Origin of the sequence: Mesorhizobium sp. AD1-1, from assembly GCF_020164655.1 — a bacterium.
In the GTDB taxonomy this organism is placed as follows: Bacteria; Pseudomonadota; Alphaproteobacteria; order Rhizobiales; family Rhizobiaceae; genus Mesorhizobium; species Mesorhizobium ciceri.
In genome coordinates this window covers 1-26,998 of record NZ_JAIUGP010000027.1, presented here as the reverse complement: position 1 = coordinate 26,998, position 26,998 = coordinate 1, and the positions used below count along the sequence as shown (strand labels likewise).

At 63.7% G+C, this 26,998-nt stretch carries 23 protein-coding genes; 12 read left to right on the top strand and 11 right to left on the bottom strand.

The window, feature by feature from the left end; all coding sequences use genetic code 11:
- Window positions 1-3 precede the first annotated feature (3 nt).
- Window positions 4-606, top strand: coding sequence for a DUF6456 domain-containing protein (locus LB519_RS30580; RefSeq protein WP_024501752.1), 603 nt, complete (start codon window positions 4-6; stop codon window positions 604-606).
- A 55-nt stretch (window positions 607-661) separates the two neighbouring features.
- On the opposite strand, the gene LB519_RS30575 is transcribed toward LB519_RS30580, so the two are convergent.
- The 4 genes from LB519_RS30575 to LB519_RS30560 all read right to left on the bottom strand — a co-directional run bounded on the left by LB519_RS30575 (window position 662) and on the right by LB519_RS30560 (window position 4,469).
- The gene (locus LB519_RS30575) at window positions 662-967 is read right to left on the bottom strand and encodes a hypothetical protein (protein WP_027160843.1); all 306 of its coding nucleotides are present in this window, start codon (window positions 965-967) and stop codon (window positions 662-664) included.
- A gap of 111 nt (window positions 968-1,078) precedes the next feature.
- Window positions 1,079-3,049, bottom strand: coding sequence for an acyltransferase family protein (locus tag LB519_RS30570; protein ID WP_224621896.1), 1,971 nt, complete (start codon window positions 3,047-3,049; stop codon window positions 1,079-1,081).
- A 217-nt stretch (window positions 3,050-3,266) separates the two neighbouring features.
- The gene (locus LB519_RS30565; RefSeq protein WP_013530594.1) at window positions 3,267-3,560 is read right to left on the bottom strand and encodes a hypothetical protein; all 294 of its coding nucleotides are present in this window, start codon (window positions 3,558-3,560) and stop codon (window positions 3,267-3,269) included.
- Between the two features lie 162 nt (window positions 3,561-3,722).
- Window positions 3,723-4,469: a helix-turn-helix domain-containing protein gene (locus tag LB519_RS30560; protein WP_224621895.1), complete on the bottom strand. Its 747-nt coding sequence runs from the start codon at window positions 4,467-4,469 to the stop codon at window positions 3,723-3,725.
- 228 nt (window positions 4,470-4,697) lie between these two features.
- On the opposite strand from LB519_RS30560, the gene LB519_RS30555 reads away from it, so the two are divergent.
- The gene (locus tag LB519_RS30555) at window positions 4,698-5,003 is read left to right on the top strand and encodes a hypothetical protein (protein WP_013530596.1); all 306 of its coding nucleotides are present in this window, start codon (window positions 4,698-4,700) and stop codon (window positions 5,001-5,003) included.
- On the opposite strand, the gene LB519_RS30550 is transcribed toward LB519_RS30555, so the two are convergent.
- Entirely contained in the window at window positions 5,004-5,747 is a 744-nt protein-coding gene (locus tag LB519_RS30550; protein ID WP_224621894.1) for a Crp/Fnr family transcriptional regulator, read from the bottom strand.
- A 547-nt stretch (window positions 5,748-6,294) separates the two neighbouring features.
- On the opposite strand from LB519_RS30550, the gene LB519_RS30545 reads away from it, so the two are divergent.
- A complete protein-coding gene (locus LB519_RS30545; RefSeq protein WP_024501746.1) occupies window positions 6,295-6,510 on the top strand; it encodes a hypothetical protein in 216 nt (71 codons plus the stop codon).
- A 283-nt stretch (window positions 6,511-6,793) separates the two neighbouring features.
- Here LB519_RS30545 and LB519_RS30540 read toward each other — a convergent pair whose 3' ends face one another.
- The 4 genes from LB519_RS30540 to LB519_RS30525 all read right to left on the bottom strand — a co-directional run bounded on the left by LB519_RS30540 (window position 6,794) and on the right by LB519_RS30525 (window position 11,283).
- Complete coding sequence (locus LB519_RS30540; RefSeq protein ID WP_013530600.1) at window positions 6,794-6,913, bottom strand: hypothetical protein; 120 nt, start codon at window positions 6,911-6,913, stop codon at window positions 6,794-6,796.
- A 109-nt stretch (window positions 6,914-7,022) separates the two neighbouring features.
- Window positions 7,023-8,054 carry a hydroxyacid dehydrogenase gene (locus tag LB519_RS30535; RefSeq protein ID WP_024501745.1) on the bottom strand — a complete coding sequence of 344 codons (1,032 nt, stop codon included), beginning with the start codon at window positions 8,052-8,054 and terminating at the stop codon, window positions 7,023-7,025.
- Between the two features lie 423 nt (window positions 8,055-8,477).
- Window positions 8,478-9,668 carry an FAD-dependent oxidoreductase gene (locus LB519_RS30530; protein WP_013530602.1) on the bottom strand — a complete coding sequence of 397 codons (1,191 nt, stop codon included), beginning with the start codon at window positions 9,666-9,668 and terminating at the stop codon, window positions 8,478-8,480.
- A gap of 118 nt (window positions 9,669-9,786) precedes the next feature.
- Window positions 9,787-11,283 (bottom strand): formyl transferase, encoded by a 1,497-nt coding sequence (locus tag LB519_RS30525; protein ID WP_224621893.1) that lies wholly within the window; start codon window positions 11,281-11,283, stop codon window positions 9,787-9,789.
- 249 nt (window positions 11,284-11,532) lie between these two features.
- Between LB519_RS30525 and LB519_RS30520 the strand changes: the two genes are divergently transcribed.
- Together LB519_RS30520 and LB519_RS30515 are read left to right on the top strand one after the other, a co-directional pair.
- Window positions 11,533-13,635, top strand: a complete 2,103-nt coding sequence (locus LB519_RS30520) for a GumC family protein (RefSeq protein WP_063172645.1) — start codon at window positions 11,533-11,535, stop codon at window positions 13,633-13,635.
- Window position 13,636: 1 nt separating this feature from the next.
- Entirely contained in the window at window positions 13,637-14,983 is a 1,347-nt protein-coding gene (locus LB519_RS30515) for a VpsF family polysaccharide biosynthesis protein (protein ID WP_224621892.1), read from the top strand.
- Here the strand turns inward: LB519_RS30515 and LB519_RS30510 are convergent.
- Both LB519_RS30510 and LB519_RS30505 read right to left on the bottom strand, forming a co-directional pair.
- Window positions 14,946-16,208, bottom strand: a complete 1,263-nt coding sequence (locus LB519_RS30510) for a glycoside hydrolase family 5 protein (RefSeq protein ID WP_224621891.1) — start codon at window positions 16,206-16,208, stop codon at window positions 14,946-14,948. The genes LB519_RS30515 and LB519_RS30510 overlap by 38 nt on opposite strands.
- Window positions 16,205-17,374 (bottom strand): DUF1972 domain-containing protein, encoded by a 1,170-nt coding sequence (locus LB519_RS30505; RefSeq protein WP_224621890.1) that lies wholly within the window; start codon window positions 17,372-17,374, stop codon window positions 16,205-16,207. Before LB519_RS30505 ends, LB519_RS30510 begins: the two co-directional genes overlap by 4 nt.
- Before the next feature lie 336 nt (window positions 17,375-17,710).
- On the opposite strand from LB519_RS30505, the gene LB519_RS30500 reads away from it, so the two are divergent.
- The 7 genes from LB519_RS30500 to ligD all read left to right on the top strand — a co-directional run bounded on the left by LB519_RS30500 (window position 17,711) and on the right by ligD (window position 26,927).
- On the top strand, window positions 17,711-18,880 hold the full coding sequence (locus LB519_RS30500; protein ID WP_224621889.1) for a glycosyltransferase: 1,170 nt from the start codon (window positions 17,711-17,713) through the stop codon (window positions 18,878-18,880).
- Complete coding sequence (locus LB519_RS30495) at window positions 18,877-20,184, top strand: hypothetical protein (protein WP_024501738.1); 1,308 nt, start codon at window positions 18,877-18,879, stop codon at window positions 20,182-20,184. The genes LB519_RS30500 and LB519_RS30495 overlap by 4 nt, the downstream gene beginning before the upstream one ends.
- Window positions 20,185-20,192: 8 nt before the next feature.
- Window positions 20,193-21,422 carry a GNAT family N-acetyltransferase gene (locus LB519_RS30490; RefSeq protein ID WP_013530610.1) on the top strand — a complete coding sequence of 410 codons (1,230 nt, stop codon included), beginning with the start codon at window positions 20,193-20,195 and terminating at the stop codon, window positions 21,420-21,422.
- 12 nt (window positions 21,423-21,434) lie between these two features.
- Window positions 21,435-22,658, top strand: a complete 1,224-nt coding sequence (locus LB519_RS30485) for a GNAT family N-acetyltransferase (protein ID WP_127385385.1) — start codon at window positions 21,435-21,437, stop codon at window positions 22,656-22,658.
- A gap of 166 nt (window positions 22,659-22,824) precedes the next feature.
- Complete coding sequence (locus LB519_RS30480) at window positions 22,825-23,940, top strand: glycosyltransferase family 9 protein (RefSeq protein WP_224621888.1); 1,116 nt, start codon at window positions 22,825-22,827, stop codon at window positions 23,938-23,940.
- 224 nt (window positions 23,941-24,164) lie between these two features.
- The gene (locus LB519_RS30475; protein ID WP_027160830.1) at window positions 24,165-24,389 is read left to right on the top strand and encodes a hypothetical protein; all 225 of its coding nucleotides are present in this window, start codon (window positions 24,165-24,167) and stop codon (window positions 24,387-24,389) included.
- A gap of 45 nt (window positions 24,390-24,434) precedes the next feature.
- A complete protein-coding gene (ligD, locus tag LB519_RS30470) occupies window positions 24,435-26,927 on the top strand; it encodes a DNA ligase D (RefSeq protein ID WP_224621887.1) in 2,493 nt (830 codons plus the stop codon).
- Window positions 26,928-26,998 lie beyond the last annotated feature (71 nt).

Sequence of the window (26,998 nt, the reverse complement as noted above, 5' to 3'; positions counted from 1 at the left end):
TCCATGAGCAAAAAGACCAGACCCGCAAAACCGCAGGCGCCGAAATTGCCGAAGGGCGAGGCCGAGCAGGTGCGCATACGCCGCGAGATCGGCCATGATTTCGCGCTCAGGGATGACGCCTTCGGCCGCAAGCGGCTGGCAGCGGGCACGCTGGAGGCTGCGCGTGTCTACGAAGTGTCGAATGACGGCTGCGCCGCGACCGGCGGCATCGTGCGGCTGCGCGCCATCGATGCGCTCGTCGGCATCACCTCGCTGTCGCGCCAGCAGCGCGAGGCAGGCCTGCGCTACCGCGAGGATTTCCGCTGCAGTCAGCAGGCTGATGTCAAGCCGATGCGCTGGACCGAGCGCATCGACGGCGGCCGCGAGGGCGGCGGCATCGCCGACAGCGTTCTCGACGCCGGCAGGGCCTATGCCGCCGCCACAAGAGCGTTAGGCCATTGGGAGGTGGCCGCCGTGGTACGACAAGTCTGCTGCGCGGACGGTTCCCTCAAGCGCCTGTCCGAGCAGACCGGCGAGGGCCGGAACGTGGTGACGAAGCTGCTGAAGGTGGGGCTGGATTTGTTGGCAGTGCATTACGGGATGATGATGAGGAGGCGGGTGGGGTGAGCGGCGCAAATATCCGGCCGGCGGCGCCGGCCGGATCATTTTTCACAGGATCAGATCATCGGCAGACGCGGATTTCCTCGACGATCCTGTGGTGATGGCGCCAATGCTTGACCAGTGCGATGTGGCAACGGTGGTGACGGTGGTAATAGCGCGGCCTGTAGCCGTTGTCATAGGCGTCGTACTGGTAATAAGGGCGATAGTAGCGATCGCCATAGTCGTAACCATTGTAATAATCGTCGCCGTAATAGTCGTCTGCATAGCCGCCGATGCCGATACTGATACGGCTGCGGGCGTCGGCGGGGGCGATCATCGCCGCCGCCGAAGCAATGGCGATAACCGAAACAAGCAGGAGCTTTTTCATAGCTGCCTCCTTTTCAAGGTTAGGCTAATATAACTGCCGAGTTGCAGCCTCGTTCCAAAGATTCGTAAGATGTGACGAACAATACAGACCGGGGCGCAGATGCCCAGGCGCCTAAAACAAGGCCCTCTCCAATGGCCCCGCCAGTGTCTCGGCAAAGCCCGTCGCCAGATGGTGCCTGTCACGAAACGCCAGCTTGCCTGATATGACGACGTGGCAGGAGGTCGGGCCGCAGAATTGGTTGGTGAGGTCGATGTAGCGGGTGTCGGGCACGCTGGTCACCACGGCGCGCTCGGTGGCGGCGGTGCTGTCGTTGGCGGCTTCGGCCCTTGGCGTGTCGCAGTGCGGCGAGGGTGCCTCGCGCCACCACAGGGTGCGCGCCACGCAGGAGCCGGCGAAGCTGGCGTTGATCGGCGTGTCGCGGATGACTGCCGTCTCGACACCGGCCCGGCTGAAGGCCTGCAAGGTCGAGCGCAGGCCGGCCTGCCAGCGCGCTACTTCGGCGGTGCGTTCGGCGGCGGGCAGATCGCGGGTCAGATTGCCGATGGAAAATTCGGAGATCACCACCAGGCGCGGCTTGCGGCGGATGATCTCTGATATGGCCTGCTCGCGCCAGGCGTCGCATTCGGTGTAGTCGCGCTTCAGCACCGTGTTGAAGGTGGAGAGCCGCGAGGCGCGGCACGATGATTTGAGATAGGTGACCACCTTGGTGTCGTTGCGCCTGGCTGCTTCGATCAGCGGCGTCGACCAGTGGTCGGCGTGCGAATCGCCGAACAGCACGATGGTGCGGGTGGCATCGGCCGGGCCGAACATGCAGGGTTTCGGCGTCACCGTTTGGAAGTCGGCCAGGCAGTTCTTGTCGACGGCCCGCGCGATGGAAGGTCTTTCGGCCGCCTGCTCGATGCCGCGCTGCTCGGGACCGATGTTGCGCGTGGCCAGATGCGCATTGGCGTAGGCGACCGCCACGCCGGCACCGGTCAGCGCCAGCGCGGGTGCGAGCGCGCGAGCGCCCACCGTCAGCCAGGCGCCGCGTCGTGCCGGGTTCTCTATGAGGTGATAGGTGAGCACCGACAGCGCCAGCGCCAGCACGCCGCAGCCCAGCCGCTGCGGCACCGTAAGATCGGGCGTCAGCATCCCGGCGTAGACGATGACCGGCCAGTGCCAGAGATAGAGCGAATAGGAGAGCGTGCCGATCCATTGCAAGGGCGGCAGCGACAAAGCGGTGGCCGGGCCAAGGACGTGCCGGTCGGTCCGCCCGTTGGTCTGTTCCCCGCAGCCGCCGCTCAGCAGCACCAGCACGGTGCCGGCAACCGGCAGCAGTGCATACCAGCCGGGGAAGGGCAGGTCCTCGCTCAACAGGAGATAGGCGGTCGCGATCAGCGCCAGGCCGAGCCAGCCAAGGGCTGGCCGCAGCCAGATGCGGTGCTGCAGCAAAGCCATGGGGACCAGCGTCGCCAGGCCGCCGGCAGCGAACTCCCAGGCGCGCAGCGGCGAGAAATAGAAGGCCCAGGCCGGCGCCGCGCTGGTCAGCCACAGGCAGGCGGCGAAGGAGGCGAGGCCGACCACGCCGATCATGGCTGCGGCCGTTCGCCGGCCCGGCCGCAGCCAGGCGGCCAGCAGAAGCAGCGCCGGCCAGGCTAGATAGAACTGCTCCTCCACCGACAGCGACCAGAAGTGGATGAAGGGATTGCTGGTGGCGTCGGCGGCGAAATAGTCGAACGACCAGCGCAGCAGCCACAGATTGATGGCATAGGCGGAGGCAAACATGGCGCCGCGCGAATAGAGCGCCTGCTCCTGCGGCGCCAGGATGAAGTAGCCGGCGGCCAGCGTGACCAGGATGACGAACAAAGCTGCCGGCAGGAGCCGCCGCGCGCGCCTGGCATAGAAGCGCCAGAGGTCGAGCCGGCCGGTCTCGCCGAGCTCCTGCATGAGGTGGGTCGATATCAGCCAGCCCGAGATGACGAAGAAGATGTCGACGCCGGCAAAGCCGCCGGGGAGCGCGGTGAGGCCGAAATGGTAGGCGACGACGCCGCCGACGGCGAGCGCGCGCAATCCTTGTATGTCCGGCCGGAACGATGCTGCCACGACGGCTCCCTCGTGCAAGCCCAGCCCCTGTGCAATGTCGGCGGTGCAGGCCGATATCGCAATGCAACAAATTTATCGCAGTGCAACATGGCAGAAATGGGGAGATGGGCCGGGTGCCGGCCGGGCCCGATCCTTGCGTGGCTGGCTTGTCTGCACACCTGCGGCAGACGCAAAACAGCCCCGCGCGGGGCTGTTTCTCATTCGGGTTGCTGGACTGCTACTTGCTGCCGCCGTTCGCTTTCACGCTGCTGCAGAATTCGGGATGGCTGTTGGCCGCAGTGGCGTCCTTCGCCTCGTCCTCGCAGGCCTTCATCATCGCGGTCTGGTCGTCCGGCGTAAGGGCCTTCCAGGCTTTCACGAAGTCGTCGTTGCTGACCATCGTCTTCATGCTGCTATCGGTGTAGAAGGGCTGCATCTTGGCTGGATCGTCGAGAGCCGACGTTTTGGCAAACGCCGCGCCGCCGACCATCGAAAGTGCCATGGCGCCCAAGCAGATCATCTTGATGTTCATGGGTACTCTCCTGTTGCTTTGGGATCGTCGAAGCAACGATCCATTGGAAAACGACAGGTTTGGGTGAAAGTTCCGGCATTTTTTGCGTAAAAAAGCCGAAACGAGGAAAAATATAGCCGAAAAACTTGAAACTTTCCCCGATTTTTCCCGTAGGAGGCGAGTTTATCGGGTCTCTCGTGCGAGACTGACCACCAGTCGATCGACGCTGGGGTCGTCGAGGCTGACGATATGGGCCATCTGCAACGCCCGCTTCATGCTGACCCTGGTGACGTCCTGCCGCATGATGACCGGCACAAAGGCCGGCCCCGATCCTGTGAGGACGATCGCCCTGCCGACCAGAACCGGTTCGGAGATGGGAGCCCACTGTACGGTCATGATCGAGGGCTCGCTTGTCTGGCGGCGGTTGATGCCTGTGAAATAGATCCAGTTCAGGCGCGAGATCGCTACGCCGTAGTGGTTGCCGGGCATTCTGGCGCCACCCTGGCCATCGCCCGGGGCCCACCGCGTCACCCGCCTGAAGGTGACCAGCTCGGCCTCACGTCGCAGGAAGGTGACCGAGCGCATCAGAAGGTCGGGGCGGCCGGGGACCGAAAAATAGGTGAAATAAGTGCCGCCGGCGATGGCGGGCGACGGCGGCCGCACCATGTTTTCGTACAGTGCCTCGCGCAGCGATGCGTTGCCGTCGCCCTTGGCTGCGGGAACAGCCGGCTCGCGATACAGCTCGTTTTCGTCGATCTTGAAATAATCGCAGATCAGCCTGGCGGTGGTTTTGTTGGGCACCGCCTTGCCTTGCAGATAGCGCTCGAACTGGGTGCGGTTGATGCCAAGCTCACGGCACACCGCGCTGACGGAAGCGTGGCGCTGGACCAGCCGCCTGAGATTGACGGCGAGATTCTCGCGAATTGGCACGACATCTCCCCGACAGACGTACGGACCAGTATTCAAGCGATAGCTTATATACACTTGCATGCCGCAGCGCTGGCGCGAAGATGGACCTTTGGCCAATAGGCAACGATCCCGTAGAGCGTAGGCTGTACGATTCTGACAGTCCGGCTATGCAAGCCGTGTAAATGGGCGTATTTCGATGGCAAGAGCGACCTCGGATCGGCCTCTCGACATCCTGTAATGGAGGGCGGTTTGGATCATACCGGCCTGGTCGAGCTTCTGGACTACACGCAGGCGCAATTGACGAAGATCCGCCAGGCGGTCGCGTCAAGCGATCACGCCGGTGCCATGTTCACCATTGATTGCCTTGTCGGAGCGGCGGCCGAGCAGACGAAGTGCAAGCTTGCAAGCCTGGAGCATGCCGGCTTGCCGATCAGCAAGGATGGGCCGATCGGCAGGGATGGGCCGATCGGCAGGGATGGGCCCATAGAAGGCGGTGCGGCACCGCCCGGCAAAGCGACATCGGGCAAGCCGGATGCCGGCAGCAGCCGCTCCTGATCAGGCCGCGCCGATCTCGCCGATCAGCCTTGCATATTCGGCCTCGGCTTCGCCGTAACTGCCATTGGCGAGTTCCAGCAGCCCGGCGCGGTCGCGAATGACGATCTCGCCCCGTCTCGAGCGAATCAACGCGCGGCCTTCGAGCAATTGAAGCGCGACGGTGACGCCTGGCCGCCTGACACCAAGCATGATGGCCAGGAATTCGTGGGTGATGGCGAGATGTTCGCCGGGCACCCGGTCGTCGCACATGAGCAGCCATCGCGCCAGCCGCTCCTCGAGCTTCAGCCGCGCGTTGACGAGCGCGGTGCAGCCGGCCTGGGTTTGTAGTGCGTTGACGAAGCGCAGCAGGAACATGCGCAAGGTCGTACTTGCCGCCAAAGCTGCCTTGAAAGCGCCGGCTTCGATGCGGATCGCTTCGCCTTCGAGTTGGACATAACAGGCATGCGGCGCACGGTCGTCGCCCATCACCAGGGAGTATCCCGTCATGCCTTCGAAGCCGATGAAGCCCACTTCGGCCTCTTGGCCGCTTGCCGTGCTGGCGACCACCGAACCAATGCCCTGTTCGATGAAGTAGACGGCCTCGATCGGAACATTCGGGGTCACCAGCATCATGCGCAATGGCAAGTCGCAGCGCTGCATGTGCGGCTCGAGCAACGCCAGATCATCCGCAGGCATGCGCCGCAGCAGTTGGTTTCGGTACGGATGGTTCCCGTCGGGATCAGAGTTTTTGTTGGGATCAGACATGGCGTGGCCCAATGCAGGGCAAGAGCCATCCAATCTCCCAGCCGTCCGTGCCCGTAAAAACGTGAGGACGATGGCCTATGTATAGGGGCTCTGAACGCAGAAAGATATCAATGCGATATGAAATTCGAAGCACGGCGCCCCCCAACGCCTGTTCGCATATGAAAAGATCGGCCTGAATGTTAGTGTCGGAAACGTACCAAACGCCATTTGGTACAAAACCGACATATTTCATGAGAGCGCCGGATCACGCCGATAAAATCCGCTGGCCAATGAAAAGCGCCATGTCGCGCTGGGCCTGGGGACCATTCGAAGAAGGGGGAGGACCGGGGGGAGAATTGTACGATAGTTACTGTGATGAAGGCCGATGTTGACTCTTGCTCAGCCCGATTTCATTTTTTGACCCACAGCGTCTAAAGCGCGTCGCGTTTGATCGGATTTATGCGATGCGCTTTAGGGTCTTTGTTTATGCATGTCGTTCTCCCAAAGCCGAGGTCACTTTTGGACGACATGCATCAGAAAGTGGCCGCTGCTCCGAAAGGGGCTTCTTATGTCGAGCCTTCGTAAGCGCAATCCCGGTCTCCATCCTTCCGATCTGCAACTGTGCCAGCGCGTCTTCGATCGGGTCTGCCTGGAGCGCAAATTTGATCGCATGTCGGGGGAGTCGGACGTGCAACTTCTGGCAGCCACGGTGTTTTCGCTGTTCCAGAATGGCTGCCGCAATGAAGGCGAGTTGCTTGAGAGTTTCAGGCGGACCCGCCAATGACCAAGGCCAGGATCACGTCCGCGGCACCGGCCGAAAACGAACCTTACGACGCTGCGGTCTTCGCCCGGAAATACGGCATGTCGCGGAAGGCCGCGGAGGTCGTGCTGTCCGCGAATGGACCGTCCAGAACAGCCTGTGACGCTGCCGCCCGCTCTTTTATGGAAGCGGTTGCCCGCAGAGCGAAGAGCAGCCATAAACACTGATGCTGCGCCTTGAGCGACTGCCGTCTCGCCGCCGACCCGCGGGCGCGTCCAATGCTACCTTCATCGAACACCGTGAGGCGTCAGCCTGCCGGGCCTGTCGGGCCGATCGGACCGGTCACTCCTGAAGTGGCTTGCTGCGCCGTCACGGCGGAGAGTTTCTGCCGTTTGAGCAGCATCGGCTTTTCATAGATCTTCTTCATGGTCACGGCCTCCCTCCGCAAAGTTCGATTGCGGCAGCGTCATCGCCGGCCGCGCTCCTGTCAAGCGGACCTGGTCGAGGGCCGGCCAACCCGAACGAAAATCCACGCCTCAATTCCTGTCGGCCGGCTTGGAACGCATGCGCGAAACCGTCTCGCGCTCGGCGCGTTTGGAGCGCAGCGGCGGCAGGTCGCGGTCGATCAGGTCCATGTCCTCCAGCACCATATCGCCCATGCGCTTGAAGGCGATGTCGAGCGCGCCGGCGCGGTGAGCCGAGCGCAGGAAGCCGGGCAGGGCGCGCACCGGATGGTCCCGCGCCAGCGGTTCTTCGGGGAAAACGTCGCTGGCGGCGACGATGTGGCCGCTCTTCACCGCCGCCATCAGCGCCGGGAAGTCCACCACGCCGGCGCGGCTGAGCAGGATGAAGGCAGCGCCCTTGCGCATGCCGGCAAAGGCGTCGGCACCGAGAAAACCCTGGTTCTCGCTGGTCACGGAGGCAACGACGAAGATGAAGTCGCTGGTCGACAGCACCTCGTCGAGGGAGGCCGGCTCGACGCCATTGTCGATGAGGATCGATGGCGGCAGCCACGGATCGAAGACTTTGGTGCGGGTGCGGAAACCTGACAGCAGCCGGTTGAGCGCCCGGCCGAGATCGCCGAAACCGATGATGCCGACATCGGCGCCGGACAAGAGCCGCGCCGTCTGGTTGCCGTCGCCGCCCCACAGTTCCTGTCCCTGGCGGAAGGCGAGGTCGGCATCGACGATGCCGCGGGCGAGATTGAGTGCCATCGCAAGGCCAAGCTCCGCGACGGGCTCGGCGAACACCAGGCCGGTGGTGACGACATGGATGCCGCGCGCGAACAACGTCTCGTAGGGCATGTTGTTGATGAGGTTGGTCTCGACGTTGAAGACGCAGCGCAGCGCCTTCATCCGGTCGAGCGTTTCGGGCGATATGGGCGGCTGGCCGATGATATAGCGCACCTCGGCCAGCACGTCGGCCGGCAGTTTCGCGACGCCGTCAGCGGTCGTCTCGACGATGCGATAGTGCGCCTTGAGCCGCGCCAGCTGCCGGGCTGTGAAGATCAGGTCGAGCGTGCGTGGTTCAGGCGCACTGATGACCAGCGGCAAGGCGCTGTTGGACATGACTATTCCCTCTGTTCCCCAACGGCCAAAATACCTTGGATGAAACGATTTACAACATCGCGCGGCCGAGGAGAGCGGGATTGGCGCTGGGATGAGGTGACCTGTCGGAGTCGATATGTGCCGGCAATGCAACAGTGAAGAATCGTTTGACCGCGATGGCGTGGATACGACGTAAGAACCAGTAATGGCACAATTGACACGGGGCAGGGAATTGGTTCTGCTGGCGCCGTATCAATTCGGAGGGCACTTTACAGTGAAGAAATACGAGAAACCAACCTTGCAGAAGCGCGACAGGCTTTCGGGTGTCACGGCCCAGACTGCCCCATCGACACCTCCGCCGACGGCAACCTGAGCGGTTGGCGACTGACGCCTTCGCCCTATAAGGGCAATCAATATCGGCGATAGGGCGCCACTGGTCGCGCCCTATCGCATATTGGCCACGGGTGCCCGCCGTTGTCCCAGATGCCGGACCTTACGGCCGATGATCATCAGCTGGCGCGCGGTGTTGTTGCGCAGGCGCCGCACGCGCCATTCCAGCCCGGTGTCGGCGGTAATCGACTTGGCATAGTAACTGACCCGCATGCCATCCTCATCGGCAGCCACCTTGACCGGGTCGTCATAGAAGGCGTTGATCTTGTCAGCCGCCATGCCTGGAGTTTCGAGCCAGCGTGGAATGTGAACCGAATGGAGCTGATCGACATCGGTCATCACGCGGCCGATGCCGACGCCCGGCGTCGGACACGTGGTACAGAAAGCATCGCCGATGAAGATGACCCCGTCGCGGCGATGGCCTTGCGTCGTGCTCAGACTGATCTGCCTGACCTCGACAGGACTCGCGACTTCGAAGTTGCCGCATCGCACGGCTATTTCGGGCATCAATTCGCAGAGCATCTTTTGCGGCTCCTGGCGGAACGCCCGCGTCCACGGCTCGGCCACATTGCGATAGAGGAACATGTTCGCCCGCATCTTGTCGCCGAGGGGAAAGATGCTGATGTAGGCGATACGGTCGGCGGCCCGCCTGCTGTAGCAGGTGACGGACTGATGACCGAAATCGCTGGGCGAGATGGCGAGGTCGAATCCCATCGACAGTGAATGCGCCTTCGATTGCTCGATACGCTCGACGCCGACGGCGCGCCGCACCGCCTCGCCGTGACCGGTTGCCACCACCAGCAGGCGGGCATCGATGACGGTGCCGTCGGCCAGCACAAGCCGCTGCCGGTCCGGTCCAGTCGAGACTTCGGTTACCTTGCCGACCGTCAGCGGCACTTGCGCAGGCAAGGCGTCGCGCAGGCCATTGATCAGCGCGCCATAGGAGAATGTGAATTCAGCCTTCTTCTCATGCGCGAAGAACTGGCCGAGGCGAAACACATGCGTGTCGGTCGTGGAGGTGACGAGACGCTTGAGTGTCGCATCGAGGCCGAGCTTTTCGAACAGCAGCATCTGGTCCATGCCGATCTTCTCGGCCCGGAATTCCTCGTGGTGGACGCGGTGCGGATCGATCAGCGCCACCTTGCGGCCGGCTCGTCCCAACAGAATTGCCAAGGTCGTGCCGGCCATTCCGGCACCGACGATCGCCACATCGACTTGGGCCGGGCCAGCCTCTGAGATACTCATTTTGCTGCTCTTTCTGATGGCAACGGCACGTTTCACAATCTCCGGTAGAAAATATCTTCCGGACCTAAATCAACCGCAAGCAACCGGCGCGCGTGCTTGGTAGTAACCAATGTTTAGGTTAATCGCGGGCCCGCTGCTTCCAGCGCGGTGCGATCGCCGAGCCATCGATGAACTCAAAGCCGCCAGCCTCGTTGAGCGTGTGAAGTTTACGCCCACTCCATAGCGCACCTGGATTTAAGATGGTTTCAACGACCTGCTCCATGCCGATCAAATCAAGGTGAGAAATGCGTGCGATGCCAAGCGCCGCGCCATAGCTCCTGCGGCAGTCCTGGACCGGGCGCAGCAGGTCGTTGCCGCGCCTGACCATGCGGCCGGCCGGCCGCGCCGAGGCGATATCGATCAGCACGGGATTTTTGGGGTGCGGCGTCCAGGGGCCGCGAAAATCCGGCGCCGACCACAGATGCAGCGCGTCGGAGAAGGCGCCGCCGCCGTCGCGGACGGTGGCGAACAGCCACCAGGCGCCGCCATGCTCGACAAGCGTGGCGTCGCTGGCGACGACACCGGACAGAAGCGTCGCCTCCTTGACCCATCCGCCGGGAAAAGCTGTGGCCCGGTAGAGATCGACCGTGTCGTTGGCGCAGCTTTCCGGCACCATCCAGACCTCGCCGTCGCGCTCGAAGACGAAGGGGTAGGAGAGATGGTAGGGCAGCTCCAACACCGGTTCAGGCCTTCCGAGCGGGCCTGCCGGGCCGAAGGGAACGGCGGAGATGATGGCTTTGCCGAGCCGATGGATATAGTCCTCGACGAACAGGGTCAGCTGGCCCTGGTAGAGGATGGGGAACGGATCGGCGTAGAAGCGGCTGCCGTCGTCCGGCAACTCTTGCCAACCCGACGCCGGATGCGCGCGCAGCTCGAACAGATCGCGGCTCCCGGTTTGCCGCCAGCCGACCTTCCAGTGCGGCGCGTTATAGCAAAGGTGATAGATCCTCTGGATGATCCGCCGCGCCAGCGCCTTGCCGGCCCTGACCCCAAGCTTGCCCGCCGAGGGCATTGGCGGCGGGCCGCCCACCTGCGCCGGTTCGGGCAGATCAGGCACGGACTTTGCCGCGCCTGACATGGCAGCTATGATCAGGCTTGCTGTGCGCGCCAGCATATCCTGGAAGGACGCCAGCGCGATGCCGCCATATTCGGTGCCCAGACGCCCGGCGGCGATCGCAACGCCGTTCTCCTCGATGCGGGCAAGCGGCGTGCGACCTGCGAGGATCAGGGCCAGCAAGGCCGCTTCGCCGCTGGCGCCGTCATAGGTGACGCGCCAGATCCGTGTGTTTTCCAGCCTGACATCGCCGCAGAGGTCGATGACCAGGTCAGGCGAAGCGGGGGACTGCCGGTAGGGCGCGAGCGCCGAAAGCGGCACACGCTTGGCCAGTCCATCATGGGACAGTCCGTGGATCGCCGTTTCGAGTTGAAACAGGGCCGCGGCGCTGCGCGGAATGCCGCCGCCCGCCGGCCTGACATCGACGGACAGTTCGACGTCTTCGAGCGCGGCGAGGCGCTCCAGCAGCGTGACGTGAAAGGCGCGGACGCAGTCGCCGTCCAGGCGGAGGCTTATCTGCATGTTGGAGGTCCGAAAAGGCGGTGCCCGGCCTTGCCGGCCAGACCGGTCCGGTCAAATTGTAACCCCATTTGCATTCGTCTCCGCTCGCTGCGTAGCCAACACCTCGATATGTATATTTTTAAGCAAACCGCGTGCCAAAATTCACGTCACCTCTCAACATAATTAACAATGTTTTAACAGTTGGAGGAATAGCTAGGTTAGCGCCGCAAACTGATCTTGCCGGCATATGGAGTATTGTCGGAGGCAGCCATGCAATCATCCCTGCCCATGGTTCCTCAGCAACACTCCCCGGATCCGGCACGCGCGGGATCATATGCAGCCTCCACTGTCGAACTGGGCGATCTGAAGCGCATCCTGGTGCGCCGCCGGTTCTGGATCTTCGGCACCGTCGCACTGCTGACGCTGGTCGCCCTGCTCTACGGCCTATTCACACCGGCGCTCTACAGCTCGGCGGCGGAAATCCTGATCGATCCGCAGGACCTGCAGGTGGTCACCAACGACGTCAATCCCAGCCGTATCTCACCCGATGGCGGCATCACGCAGGTCGAGAGCCAGGTCAGCGTGGTCCAGTCGACAGGCGTGCTGATGCGGGCGATCGCGGCGACAAACCTGACGCAGGATCCGGAATTCAATGGGCAGGGCTTGCTGTCGCGCCTGCTCGGTTCGGCATCAGCCGAAGGCGACAGGTCGGTGCAGACACTCGACGCGCTGCGCCGGCGCCTGGCGGTGAAGCGGGCCGACAAGGTCCTGGTCCTCGACGTCATCGTCACCGCCAAGAGCGCCGACAAGGCCGCCCTCCTGGCCAACGCCATCGCGCAGGCCTACCTGGTCGACCAGGCGAGCGCGCGCGCGAAAATGGCCAAGGACGCTTCCGAGTCGATCACCGCGCGGCTGGACGAGCAGCGCAAGCGCGTCCAGCAAGCCGAAAACGCCGTCGAAGCCTACAAGTCCGCCAACAACATGGTGATGGCGGCAGGCAATCTGGTCAGCGACCAGGAACTGACCGAGATCAACACGCAGCTTGCGGCGGCGCAGAGCCGCACCGCGGCGCTGAAGGCGCAGGTCGACCAGATGCGCCGGCAGAGCGGCACGCCGGACGCAACTTCGGAAGCAATGCGCTCGGCGGTGATCTCGAGCCTGCGGGCGCAAGAGGCGACGTTGGTCGACCAGGTCTCGCAGCTCGGCACGGAGTTGGGGCCGCGTCATCCCTCGCTGATCGCAGCCCAGCAGCAACTGCGCGACACGCGCCAGCTGATCGCGCGCGAACTTGGCCGCATCGCCACCGCCACCGAGACCGACTACGAACGGGCGCTGGCCAACCAGCAGGCGCTGGAAGCCAAGGTCGCCGGCATGAAGAGCAAGTCGCTCGACACCGATCAGGCCTCGGTGCGGCTGCGCGAATTGCAGCGCGACCTCGAGGCGCTGCGTTCCGTCTACTCGAACTATCTCCAGCGCGCCCAGGAGACGCGCGAGCAGATCAATGTCGACAGCACCAATGCGCGCATCATCTCCAACGCCATGCCCGCCTTGAAGAAGAGCTGGCCGCCTCTGCCGCTGCTGTTGCTGGGCGCGATATTCGGCGGCCTTGGGCTCGGCACCGGTCTGGCGCTGATCGCCGAATATTCCTCGCCGACGGTGCTTTCCAGCGCCCAGATGCAGTCGGCCATCGACGCGCCGGTGCTGGGCGTGGTGCCGGCAAAGTCAGACACAGGCCGGCGCTGGTGGCCTTTCGGCGGGGCGCGCGCCGCCGCCTCCAGCCAGAAGACCGATGCCGTCGTCGGCCTTGCGCTGAGGCGCATGTTCAGTTCGGGCCAGCGTCCGGCGGACTGGCCGCTGGTGCCTTCCATCTTGGTGACATCGTCGCCGGGCGAGGGCGCGCAGCGCAGCCGGGTGGCGCGGCTGCTGGCCAATGCCGCGGCATCCAGGGGCAGCCGTGTGCTGTTCATCGATGCCAATGCTGGCGGCGTCGGCCAGAAGGATCCGCAGCCGGGGATCCTCGATGTTCTGCGCGGCGAGTACGCGTTCGAGGCCGTCAGCCATTACGCCGCCGGCAGCAACGTTGCCGTGCTGGGCAGGGGCCGCTCAAAGGCGGTCTTCCAGGAAGCGCATGGCATCTATTTTGCGCAGCAGATGCTGGCGCGGGCCAGCCGGAGCTTCGAGCTTGTCGTCATCGACGGTGGCGCGCTGGCCGACAATCTCAATGCCTCGCCGCTGGTCGCCATGGCCGACGAGATCGTGCTCGTCGCCACGCTGAACGCCACCCCGATGCGCGACGTCACGACGACTTCGCAGGCGGTCTCCGTGATGGGGCGCCTGCCGACAGCCGCCTTGCTGGTCGACGAGGCCGCCTGATATGGCGGCCAGTTGGAGCGCAAGCGCTTCGAACCATGGTGCTGCCGCACCCCGCGCCGGCACGCCCATCTCCGGCACCTCGGTCGATGCGCTGACGCGCTTCGGACTGATCGCGGCGGTGGCGGTGCTGTTCAGCATCTCGGGAGGCATGCTGTGGCTGGTCGGCTACAATTATGATGGCCTGTTCGGCAACCCGGCGACCAAGATCCACCCGTCCACCTATCTCATCGTCCTGCTGCTTGCCTGGCGCTCCTGCGCATCAGGCAATCCGGTCGGCCATATCGTCCATCTCGCCGACAGGCGGCCGGCCAGCGCGCTAATGGCCGCCATATCGATCGTGCTTCTGGTTGTCGTCATCGCCAGGCAGCGGCCAGGTATGGCCGGCATGATCGATACGTTCGTGGCTGCGGCACTTCTCGTGCTGATGCTCAGCGAGGACGACGAACGGACCTTCGCCGGACTGCAGACCGTCGTCCACGTGGTCATGACGGCGAATGCCTTGCTTGCCCTTTTCGAGTTCGCCACCAAGACGCTTATCTTCCCCTATCGCCTCGACGGCGTGGCGTTTACCACCGATCTGCGCTCGAGCGCGCTGCAGGGGCATCCGCTTGCCAATGCCATGGTGACGTCGATCTATGTGCTTGCGCTGCTCTCCGGTGCCAGATCCCTGTCGATGCCTGTGCGGATAGGGTTGATCGGCTTGCAATGCGCGGCACTCGTCGCCTTCGGCGGCCGCACGGCGATGGTGACGACGGTGGTGCTCGGCGGCTGCTACCTGCTTTTTCAGGGCATCACCAAATTGCGCCAGGGCCGCGTCAATCTCCTGGGTGCGGCACTCGGCTTCATGCTCGCCGCCCTGCTGCCGGTCGTCATCATCGTGGCGGCATATCTGGGCTTTTTCGACGCGCTGCTGGAGCGCTTCGTGTCGGACAGCGGCAGCGCCAATGCCCGGGTCGAGATGTTCGAGCTCTTCAAGCACCTGGAATTGCGCGATCTGATCGTGGGGCCGGATGTCGACCTGATCGACAGCCTGCGCCGCATCAACGGTCTTGAACAGGGCATCGAGAACCCGATCATCCGCACGGTCCTTTATCAGGGCGCCTTCTTCACGCTTTTGCTGACGTTCGGCTTCGTGCTGTTCCTGTTCGAGGTGGCGCGCCGCTGCCATCCCGGCATCTGGCTGCCGATGCTGGGCTGGGTCATCCTGATCAACACTTCGGAAAGCGTCGCGTCGAAGACGACGCTGCTGACCAAGTTCGTGGTGCTGGCATTGGTGCTCTATCGGCCGGCGCGGACAGCGTTCAGGCCGGTCAGTCCGCCGGCATGGTCAGGCCAAGCGCCGCGATGATATCGGGGTCCAGCGCCCGGGTGGTGTCGTCCATCATGCCCATGCCATCGAAGAGATCCCACAGTGCCCAGGCGAAGCCGAGTTCCTCGGCGCTCCGCCTGACATCGGCGATGTAGCGCCCGCGATCCGGGTTGGGCGCGGCGACATAGCGGGCGTCGGTGCGCAGCGCGCCGAACTCGCCCATGATGATGCGTTCCGACGCCAGGCCATGGCCGTCGGCCCAATCGCGGACCTGGCGAAGATATTTGTCGACAAACCAGCGGTCGGGCTGGGCGTCGAAATAGACTTTCAGCACACGCTCGGTCTCGGCATAGGCTGCTTGCTTGGCGTCTTCAGGAGTTTCGGTGTCCTGCGCCATGCGCGCCCTGACCGATGCCAGCGTCTGTTGCAGCGAGCCGGCGGATGCCGGCCACGGCACATTGTTGAGCGACCGATAGACCGGCTCGCGCATCCAGGGCGCGCCCTGATGGCTGAACAGATAGGGCTCATAGAAGTGGAAGGTGAACAGGATCGGCTCGAAGGGCGACAGCGGGCCCGGATCGAGCGCGGTCAGTCCGCTCACCATCGAGCCGCAGCCTCCGGTGACGACCAACGGCAGGGTCGCTGCCGATGCCCTTGCCGCGGTCAGAAGCGCGAGCTGGATTTGCAACCAGACGTTCGACGCGCAGGCCTGCGCCGGTTCGTTGACCGGCTCGAGCGCCACCCTGCCGGGCTGGAACCGCGCCAGCCTGCCGGCAAGCTCGCCGACCAGCCCGCGATAGAGATCGAAAGCGGGTGCGGCGGTGCTGGAGACCATGCGGTCGGGGTTCCAGTAATGGGTGGCAGCGTTGGCCTGGATGTTGACGATAATGCCAAGATCGGCGTCGAGGGTGGCGGTGACGGCGGCGTCCAGCATGTCCAGCAACTGACTGCGCGTCTTGGCGTCGGCGGCCAGGAAAGGGCCGGGATCGACGGGCAAGCGGATGAAATCGAGCCCGGTCTCGCGCAACCGACGCAGGTCGTCTGGGGTCGGCACCGGTCGTTGCGACTGGAAGGGCGGCCAGCCGTAGTCGGTGCGGGGTGCGGGAAATTCACGCGTCAGCGAGAACCAGGGCCAGGCGTTGACGCCGCGCCGAAACCGCGTCCCGGCGGCGGCGCGAGCGATTGGTGCGACCGGGAGCGAGCCGAGAGCCGCTGCAGTGGACAGCGCGGTCCGCAGCACCCGCCGGCGCGACCAGCCTATCATACGGTTCCTGGCGATGCGTGATCCATTGCAGTGGTCTTGGCGGCGGTCATGCCGAGCAGATGATAGGCCTCGTTTTCATAGGCGAGCAGGACATCGTCCCAGCGAAAGGCTTCGCGGGCCCGCGCCCTCGCGGCAACGCCGCAGGCCTTGACCAGGGCATCATCGTCCAGCGCCTGCTGCATCCGCTCGGCGCAACTGTTCTTGTCGGTGAAGTAGATCGCCGCAGCCCCTGCGGTCCACCTGTTGTAGGGATTGTCATGCGCGATCACCATGTTGCCGGCCGCCAGCGCCTCGACCAGCGACGGGTTGGTGCCGCCCACCGTGTGGCCGTGCAGATAGGCGCGGGCGTGGAAGCGCAGGGCCTTCACCGTTGCCTGGTCGTAAATGGCGCCCGGCAGGACCACCGAACCGTTCGCCGCCTTGCGGATGGCGGCATGGTAGGGGATGTCGTCGGACAGCGTTCCCAGCACCACCAGCTTCATGTCGCGCTTGGTGGAGCAAAAGGCTTCGACAATCGGCAGGATGTTGTTGTCGGGTTCGATGCGCGCGATCGAGATGAGATAACGCCCGGGCTCGAGGCCGAGCGCCCGGACCGGCGCCTCGGGCGCTGATGCCACCGGATCGGCGCCATAGGCGATGGTGGCGATGGCGCTGCGCGGCCGGCGCGTCGCCAGGTGATCGGCGATGGCGGGGTGATCGGCGACCAGCCGGTGCGAGGCCCAAGCGCCGATCCATTCGTTGAGCCAGAACCAGGTTCGCGCCGCCATCCCCCATTTGGGGCGACGCCACTCGATGCCGTCCATGTTGGTGAAGATCTTGCGCCGCTTCAGCCTGAGCCAGGTCAGGAAGACCGCGCCATTGTAGCCGAGCACCAGGCAAACGCCCGATCGCCTGGCAGCATCGCGGGCGCATTGCCAGTCGAATTCCAAGGTCGCGCGCGGTCCCTTGGAGGCGACCTGGATGTGAATGAGCTCGATGCCGCGCCAGGTTTCGCTGCGCACCCGCTGGTCGATCCGCTCGACCTCATCCTGGCAATAGACGCCGACCTTCCAGCCGCGCCCGACAAGAAACAGCGCCAGTTTTTCGGCAAAGGTTTCAAAGCCGCCATGGGCCGCGGGTATGCCGCGGGTCCCCAGGATTAGAATGGCGGGCTTTTCTGGTTTCATGGCCGGCGGCACTTTCACACATCTCATATATTAGATATTGCTTAATTTATAATGAGCAGACCGCAACTTTCGTGCCATCTTCCGATTTCGGTATCCTGGGAGGGGATCATGGCGCGGGGTTGTAAAAAAACGGTGTTGAACCCGGTGGTTGTTTCATTCTCGGTCAACCCTTCTGTGCGTAGCTGTATCGAAACGAAGCAATGCCAGGGGCGTACGGCCGGCAGTCGGACATATCGAACCGATAGTCGGACATATCGAACCAGGCATGATTCTTGCGGACGGGGTTCTGCCACAATCGCCCAGCGCGATGGTTGTAGCACCCGGCGGGAAACAAAGATGCGGATTGCCTGCGTTCATCAGGGTTATGAACTCTATGGTTCTGACCGCAGCTTCGCGGAGAGCGTGGCTGCGCTGCGCGCCGCGTTTCCGTCGGCCGACATCGAGGTGGTCTTGCCGCGCAGCGGGCCGATCGTCCAGATCCTGGAAGCGCATGCCAGCCGGATCGTCTTCGAACCGCTCTGGGTGCTGAGGCGTCAGGCCATTGCGCGCCTTGCGACAGTCGAGATGGCGCGATTGCCGGTTGCCGTGTTCAGGGCGTGGCGGCGCCTCAAGGCCTGCGACCTCGTCTATGTCAACACCTCGATCGTTGCCGACTATGCGCTGGCCGCGCGCTTGCTGCCTTACAAGGCCGTCCTGCACATCCACGAAATCCCCGAAGGCGCCATGCGCAGGGTACTTGTCGGCCTGATGCGCTGGAGCCATGCGGATCTGATCTTCAATTCGCGCGCGACACGCACCGCGTTTGGCGATCCCAAGGCGGCGCGCGCATATGTCGTCTACAACGGCGTTGCCGGGCCGGCGGCGGTCGAACCAATGACGTATGACGGCAAGCGCCCATTGCGGGTGCTGCTGCTCGGCCGCATCAACCGGATCAAGGGGCAGGAGGTCCTGCTGGAGGCGATCGCCTCGATGCCGGCAGAACTCCAGGCGAGGGTCGAGGTGCGGCTGGTCGGCGGCGCCTTCGAAAGCACCGAGCGCGAGCGTGCGCTTGCCGAACTGGTCGAAACCATGGGGCTTGCCGGGCGCGTCGGAGTCCTGCCTTTCATTCCCGATCCCTCGGAGCACTATCGCTGGGCCGACATCGTCACCGTGCCGTCGCGGCGTCCGGAATCGCTGGGCCGCGTCGCCATCGAGGCGATGGCTTATGGCCGGCCGCCGCTAGTGTCGGCGATCGGCGGGCTGGTGGAAGTGGTCAGCGACGGGGAGACCGGCTGGCATGTTCCGCCCGGCGACGCAGTAGCTCTTGGCGCGAAATTGCAGGAGATCATCCTCGCCCCTGAGGCCTGGCGCGGGTTTGTCGCTGCCGGGCGCGCGCGCTACGAGGCGATCTTCAGCGAGCCGGTCGCGGCCGCGGCGATCACCGCGATCGCCGCCGAAAAGCTGAAGACGACCATCGCGCGGCCGGGCAGGGCGCCCGCTGCCCGCGCAGCGGAGACACGGCCGTGAAGTTAGCGTTTCCGAGCCATCTGGTTCGACGCCTCGTGCTGATGATCGGCGGCGAGGCGATGCAGAGCGGCTTTCATTTCGCCCTCAACATCATGCTGTTGCACATGCTGTCGGCGCAGGGCTACGGCCTCTTCGCCATCGGCATGGTGATGGGCGGGGTCGGCCTGTCCTATATCAGGTCGCTCACCGCTGTTCCCGCCAGCATCTGGATGAGCAAGAGCACCAACAGCGCCGGCGTCGATACCTATGACGTGGCGTTCGGAACGGCGGCGCTGATCGTGGCGTTGCTGATGGCCGTCGGCACGGCTGTTCTGATGCATGTCCTTGGAGATCCAAGCGGAATTGCCGCCGGCTGCTTCGTCGGTGCCTGGTCGTTGCGCAGCCATATGCGCACGGCTTTCTTCGCACGGCGCCAGCAGGTTGTCGTCTCCATCAGCGATGGCGCTTTTACAGTCGCCGGCTGTGTCCTGACCGGGCTGTCGATCTGGTTGGTCCAAGACCCGCTGCAGACCGTGTTCTATGCACTTGCAGCCGCAAATGTGTTCGGCATTTTCGTCCTGGTCCGGCTGGCTCGGCGCTCGCTTCGCATCAGCTTCCGCATGCCGACGCGCCGACGCTATGTCAGACTCTGGCCCCAACTGCGCTGGTCGGCATTCAGCGCGACCACCACCAACATCCAGGGTCAATGTCTGGCGCTGCTGGTCGCCGGCATTGCCGGGCCAGCCGCCTACGCACCGCTGGCGGCGGTTCTGGTGCTGTTTGCTCCGCTGCGCATCATCAGCCTTGCGTTCGTCAACATGACGCAGCCGGATCTCGCCAGGCTGATGCGGAACAATGAAACAGGCCGTGTCTGGACGCAGGCCAAGATCTGGGCGCTCGTCATGGGGCTCGGCGGCCTTGCTTATGGATGTGCGATCATGTTCGTCCTGCCGATGATAAAATCCCAGGCTCTCCAGGACGCTTCGACCTGGTTCATCGGGCTTTTCGTGATCGCGAATTTTGTCCCGATCATGCTCTATATCATGCCCCGCATCGTGCTTGAGATACTCGGCGATTTTCGGATCGTCGCGTTCATCACCACGGGCGGCGCGGTCGTCGGGCTGGCGCTGATCGCGGCCCTGCTGGCAATCGCGTCTCCGCCGTGGGCGTTGTTGGGTTCCGCCGTCTCGGAGATGTTCGTGCTCGTGGCATCGTGGTATTTCGCGCATCACCGCATGTGGAATATCGAGCATCCCGATGAGGCGCGCGACAGCCGGTTGGGCGCGTGGCGGCGGACGCTGCCGTTCGCTACGGCAAAGCGATAGGAAAAAACATGGCAGTCCAGGCGGTGCAAATTGCTGCGGTGACCGGCTCGCCCGATGGCCAGTCCTCCCATCCGGCCACCGTCGTCGCCATCGATGCCTACACGGCGCGGCTCCACACCAGCTTGGAAGCGGTGAGGCCGCTCTGGCTGCGCCTCCAGGCGGACGGTGTGTGCACCGCCCACCAGAATTATGCCTGGGCCGAGGGGATCGTCGCGCGGCTAATGCCGGAAGGTGCGGAACTGCTCATCGTGGAGGTAAACGATGCCGTGACGGGCGCGCCGCGAATGCTGGTGCCGCTGATACGGCGGCCGGCCTTCCGTCATCGGGTGATCGAATGGCTGAGCTGTGGCGTTTGCGACTATTCGGCACCGCTGCTGGCAGATGCCAGCCCGTGGACGATGCAATCGGCGCAGGCCGCGTGGGCTGCGGTGCGTTCCGTGCTGCCGCCGGCGGACCGCATCCAGATCACGGGAATTCCGCAATCGATCAGCGGCGTCGCCAACCCTCTGGCCTTGCTCGCAGCCACGCGCGATTCCCTGCATACCAGCTTCGGGCTCGCCATCGACGGCGACCCGGAAACCGTGCTCAAGCGCCTATGCCGGCCATCCTTCGTCAAGGCCTTCAACAAGGACTGGCGCCGCCTCGAACGGCTTGGCGACGTGGAACTGGTCGAAGCCAACACGCCGGCCCTGGTGGAGGTCATCTTCGGCGGCCTGGTCCGGATGCGGCTCAGCCGTTTTCGCGAACTGGGCCGCTTCGACCTGCTGACCCAGGCGACGGCTGTCGACTTCTATCGAAACGCCGCTCTCGAGGGCCTGTCGGATGGGTCGGTGCGGCTCTTCGGGTTGCGTGTTGGTGAAGCTCTGATCGCGGTACAATACCTGCTGATCCATCAAGTCACCGTTCATGCTCTGCTGATCTCAATCGATCAGGGCGCGGTGCCCAATGTCTCGCCGGGACTTCTGATCATGGGCAAGTTGATGAGCTGGGCGCGCGGCCGCGGTTTCGATTATTTCGACCTGTCGGTCGGCAACCAGAGTTATAAGGAACATATGGGTGCCGTGGGTTCGGGCCTGCGCGAGCTTTGCCACGGGATTACGGTGCGAGGCAGCGCCGTGAGCGCAGCCATCGAGGTCCGCAACCGGACCGAGGTGTTCGTGCGCTCCAAACCTCGGCTGCTGAAGAGGCTCCAGGGACTGATGCGGGACTTGCGGCGCCTGCGTGGGGGATCGGAATGACGGGAGAAGCATGTGGCAAGCTACGCGGCGCGAACGACTCCGATAAGGGATTTGCCCGGTGGGCGGTTTTCCCCGACTGTCGCCAACGCTGATGCAACCGCGCACTTCACGGCTCGGCTGCACACCAGTTTCGACACCGTAAGGCTGCTATGGCTGCTGCTTGAGGCGCACGGCGTCTGCACTGCCCATCAGCACTATGCCTGGGTCGAAGGAATCGCCGCACGGCTGATGCCCAAGGACGCGGACCTGGTCGTCATCGAGGTGAGTGACGCCGTGACCGGCGCGCCGGCCATGCTGCTGCCGCTGATGCGGCGCCGGGCCCTCGGCCACCACGTCATCGAATGGCTGAGCTGCCGCGTGTGCGACTACTCGGTGCCGCTGCTGGCGGATGGGAGAGCGTGGACCAGGCAGAGTGCCGACGCCATGTGGGCGGCGGTCCGTGCCGTTCTGCCACCGGCGGATCGCATCCATATCGCGGGGATCCCGCAGCAGATCCACGGCCTGGTCAATCCGCTGGCACTGCTTTCGGTGGCGCGCGACTCCATCCAGGTCACCTCCGGCCTCGTCCTGCATGGCGACCCGGAGACGCTCATCAAGCGGATCTGCAAGCCGTCCTTTGCCAAGGCCTTCCGCAAGCATTGCCGCGGCTTCGAACAGCTTGGTGGCCTCGCTCTGGTCGAGGCCGACACGCCGGATCTGACCGAGGAGCTCCTGGATGTGCTGCTGGAACTGCGGCTGAAGCGTTTTCGTGAGCTTGGGCGTTTCGATCTCCTGACGCAGGTCCCGGTCGTCGATTTCTACCGCGCCGCGGCGCTGCAAGGTCTGTCCAATGGATCGGTGCGGCTCTTCGGTCTACGCGTCGGTGAAGCCTGGCTCGCCTCCATCTATGTGCTGGTCAGAAAAGGCACACTTCACGCCCTCCTGCTGGGCATCGACCAGAACGCGGTCGCCAATGTCTCACCCGGCCTGACGACGATGGGCAAGCTGATGATGTGGGGATGCGAGCGGGGCTTCGACTATTTCGACCTGTCGGTCGGCGGCCAGGGCTACAAGCAACATATTGGTGCCGCGAGTTCGGTTCTGGCCGAGATCTGCGAACCGGTGACGGTGCGGGGCAGGGCTGCGAACGCAGCCATTCTGCTGCGCAGCCGGGTCGAAGGCATGACGCGGTCGCGCCCCCGGCTGCTCAAAGCCGTTCAGGGCCTGACGCGCCGCTTGCGGCGATTGAAGGACTGAGGACTCGCGTTTGCCGGTCCTGCCGACGACCGATGCAAAGAGGCACCAAGGCCGGCAAGGTTGTTGACAGGGTTGGTTGGCTCTATATTTGAAAGCGCGCTTGACGTTCAGAAATGAGTGTCGTCGGCAGATTTTCTCAAATTAGCGTTTTCGGCAGATCATCTCGATGAATGCAAGTTTAGGAGATGGGATTCGTTCCATCCTCATTATTCAAACGAAGTACATTGGAGATGTCGTTCTGACATCTGCTTTGGTTCGCAATCTGCGTCTTTCTTATCCACAAGCATCGGTAACCATGCTTTGTGCGCCGGGACTCAAGCAGTTCATCGTCGCGCAAGGGATCGCCGATGTTGCCGTTGGCTTTGAATCCCGCGGCAGAGGAAGGACTCTGCTCAAGCGTTTGAGCGACTATCGTGGCGTCATCTCTGATCTGCGGCGTCGAAAATTCGATCTTAGCATCGACCTTACCGATTCAAAAACCTCGCGGATAATGCATCGTTTGATCGGCGCTCCACTTCGCGTCGGCTTCGATCCTTCCGAGCATCCGATGAAGTTCTGGGAAATCCAGCTTGCAAACGTTCTCGCCGCGACTTTCGGACAGGGCGGCCCCCATTATCTCTACAGGAACCTGTCTCCACTCCACGCGCTTGGGTTGGATTGTCCGGACCCAACGCCTCGGCTGCAGCCGAACGGGACCGCCCAGGAAGAGTGTGCCAGGATTCTTGCGGAAAACGCTTTGGCAAAGAAGTCATATGTGGCCGTGCATGCCGGCGCCAGGTTCGAAGGACGTTGTTGGCCGCCGCAACATTTTGCTGCGGTCATCGACGAGGTATACGCCAAAACCGGCTTGCGATCTCTGCTCGTTGGTGGGCCGGATGAGGGGCTTGCCGCGCAAAGGATCCTTGAAGTGGCAGCGTCGCCGGTCGCCAGTGTCGTCGGAAAGGCCTCGCTTGAAGTCCTGACGGCATTGTTGGCCGAAGCATCAATCTTTCTAGGCAATGAGAGCGGCCCGATGCACATCGCGGCATCTGTCGGAACTCCAGCGGTGGGGTTGTACGGCCTGACGTCGCCCGAGCAATGGGGCCCGTTCGGTGTCCCGAACCGGACGCTCCAGCCGGTCATGCCCTGTCCATGCATCGCTCCAGGTGTTTGTAAAGAAAACAATCCCGGTGGGGTCTATTGTGTGCAGCGGCTTCAGGTTGCCGAGGTCGCGGCAGCGACACTCGATCTCATCGGGGCAGTCCGAAAATCCACTCATTCGGGTATGCCGGCCGCTTCGTAGGCTGGCGGCAACAGGCACGATCACGCGCGGCTTCGTCTTCGCGCGCTTCACATCGTGATTCAGGCCGAGACCCGAGCATCTTCAAAAGACTGCAAAATTTAACCGGACTGCAATCTGCACTGCCACGAAATTGACAGGACACCTCGTCTCCGGCATCCTTGGAGCCAGTCGCAAGGCCGCCGACAGCGGCCGTGTTGCGTGTCAGGGCGACCGAGGGCAGTGTCATGTTCAGTCCCGTCACAGGTCAGAATTCCAAACGCGCCGCGGTGCGCAAAGCGCTCGATCGTCACAAGGTCTACATCACCGAGCAGCGTTTTTCGGAGGGCACCTACCAAGCCCGGGTTCTGGTCGATGGCGAGGCCTATTGGGTCGACGAATTCCGGCTGAGCCAGTTGCAGCAAGGGCTGTCGCCGGCGGAGCTCGAGTTGACGCCGGCCGCTGACGATTGAGAGCGTGACTGGCTTGTTCCTGGCCGCCGTGCTTCGATCTTTGCGATGACGACTCCACCAAAGCTCAAAGCCTATCGCGCCAAACGCGAATTCGCCAAGACGCCGGAACCGGTTGGCGGGCTCGTCAGCAGCGACGGCAACCGCTTCGTCGTGCACAAGCACCACGCCACCGCAGACCATTATGATCTGCGACTGCAGGTCGGCGATGTCTTGAAGAGCTGGGCGGTGCCGCGCGGGCCTTCGCTCAATCCGGCCGACAAAAGGCTGGCGGTCGAGACCGAGGATCATCCGCTCGAATATATCGACTTCGAGGGTGTCATTCCCGAAGGCGAGTATGGCGGCGGGCCGATGATCGTCTGGGACACCGGCAGCTGGGCGCCGATGGACGATGTCGAAAAGAGCTTGCGCACCGGCGCCTTCAAGTTCCGGCTGGCCGGCGACAAGCTCAATGGCGGCTGGATGCTGACCCGGCTGAAACCGAAACCCGGCGAGGACGAAAACAAGAAGAACTGGCTGCTGTTCAAAGAGCGCGACCTCGCGGCCGACACTGCGCTTGACATCCTCACGGCCCGGCCGGAGAGCGTCAAATCCGGATTGCGCATCGAGGAGCTGGCGGCGCCGGCAAAGCCCGCCGCCAAACCCGCGCCCAGACAGGGATCGCTGAAGCCCGGCACGCTGCCGGGCGCCTTCAAGGCCCCCATGCTTGCCCGTATCGAGCCGCAGCTGGCGACGCAGGTGCCAAAACCGCCCGATGGCGAAGACACCAAACAAGTCTGGCTGCACGAGATCAAATTCGACGGCTACCGCACCATGGCGCATCTCACTGAGGGCGCGGTCAAGCTGATCACCCGTGGCGGCATCGACTGGACGAAGCGTTATGGCGACCTGCCGCATGCGTTCGCCAAACTGCCGTGCCGCGACGCCATCATCGATGGCGAGATCGTGGTGCTCGACGCCCAGGGCATCAGCCGTTTCGCGCTGCTGCAGGATGCGCTGGCCGAGGGCGCCGGCAGCAAGCTCCATTTCTACGCCTTCGATCTTCTCCATCTCGACGGCTGGGACCTGACCAAGGCGCCGCTGGTCCGGCGCAAGGCGCTGCTCGCGCAGATGCTGTCGGGCCTCGGCGCCAATTCCGCCATCCAGTTCTCCGACCATGTCGAGGGCTCGGGGCAGGGGCTCTACGACCAGGCGTCGGAACTGGGGCTGGAGGGTGTCGTCTCCAAGCGCGCCATGGCCATCTATCAGAGCGGCCGAAGCAAAAGCTGGACCAAGACCAAGGCGCTGCTGTCGGACGACTTCGTCATCGCCGGCTTCACCATCTCCGATGCGGCCGAAGGGCTGGCGGCGCTCGGAATGGCAGAGTTCGAGGGCGGTGAATTGCATTATCGCGGCAAGGTCGGCACCGGTTTCGATGCCGCCACAGCCGGTGAATTGCTCGCCAGGCTGGAGCCGCTGCGGGAAGGCGCCACCGCGCCCGAGGGCGTTCCGCGCGAGATCATGCGCGAGATGAACTGGGTGCGGCCGCTGCTGTCGGCGCGCATCCACTACGCCAACCGCACAGCGGACAACGCACTGCGCCACGGCGTCTTCCGCGGTTTGAGGGATGTCGGCCTGTCGACGCCGGTATCCTCGACACGCAAGCGGCTGATCGCCGAGGCTGACCTTGCCACCATCTGGGTGACCAACCCGACGCGCCGGCTGTTCGGCAAGACCGGCCCGACCAAGCTCGACATCGCCGTCTATTACGCGCTGGTCGGCGATTTCATGCTGCCGCACATTCTCGGCCGGCCGGTGTCGCTGGTGCGCTGCCCGACCGGCCTGCCGAAGGATTGCTTCTTCCAGCGCCACGCCTTCACCGGCATGCCGCCCTCGGTGGTGACATTCGAGGCGACAAATTCCGAGGGCGAAACCAAATCCTATCTCTCGGTCGAAGGCGCGAAAGGGTATCTGGCGCTGGCGCAGTTCGGCGTCGTCGAGTTCCACACCTGGGGCACCCACCGCGCCAGCCTCGACAGACCCGACCAGATCGTCCTCGACCTCGATCCGGGAGAAGGGATCGACTGGCGCGAGGTGGTCGAGGCCGCGGTGCACATCAAGGACGAATTGGAGCGCTTGGGGCTGGTGCCGTTCGCCAAGACCTCCGGCGGTAGCGGCATCCACATCACGGTGCCTGTGACAGGCAAGCAGAACTGGAAGAAACTGCACCAGGCAACCAGCGCGATCGCCACGCATCTGGCGACAACGGCGCCTGATACTTTCACCACCACCATGGGCAAGGACAACCGCAAGAAGCGCATCTTCATCGACTACCACCGCAATGCCCGCGGCCACACCTCCGCAGCACCTTACTCCTTGCGCGCCCGCACCAATCTGCCGGCCTCGACGCCGGTCAGCTGGAGCGACCTCGAATCCATCGATGCGCCGCAGGATCTGAATTATTCGTCGCTGCCGGGGCTGTTGGCGACGTCGGGCGATCCGTGGGCGGAGATTGATAAGTTTGCGCGGGATCTGCCGGTGGTCTCGGGGGCGACGAAGTAGTTGCAGAAGACGAAGTAAGTAGTTGCAGAACAAGGACCACCGCGATCCGTGGCGCCCCCCTCTGTCCTGCC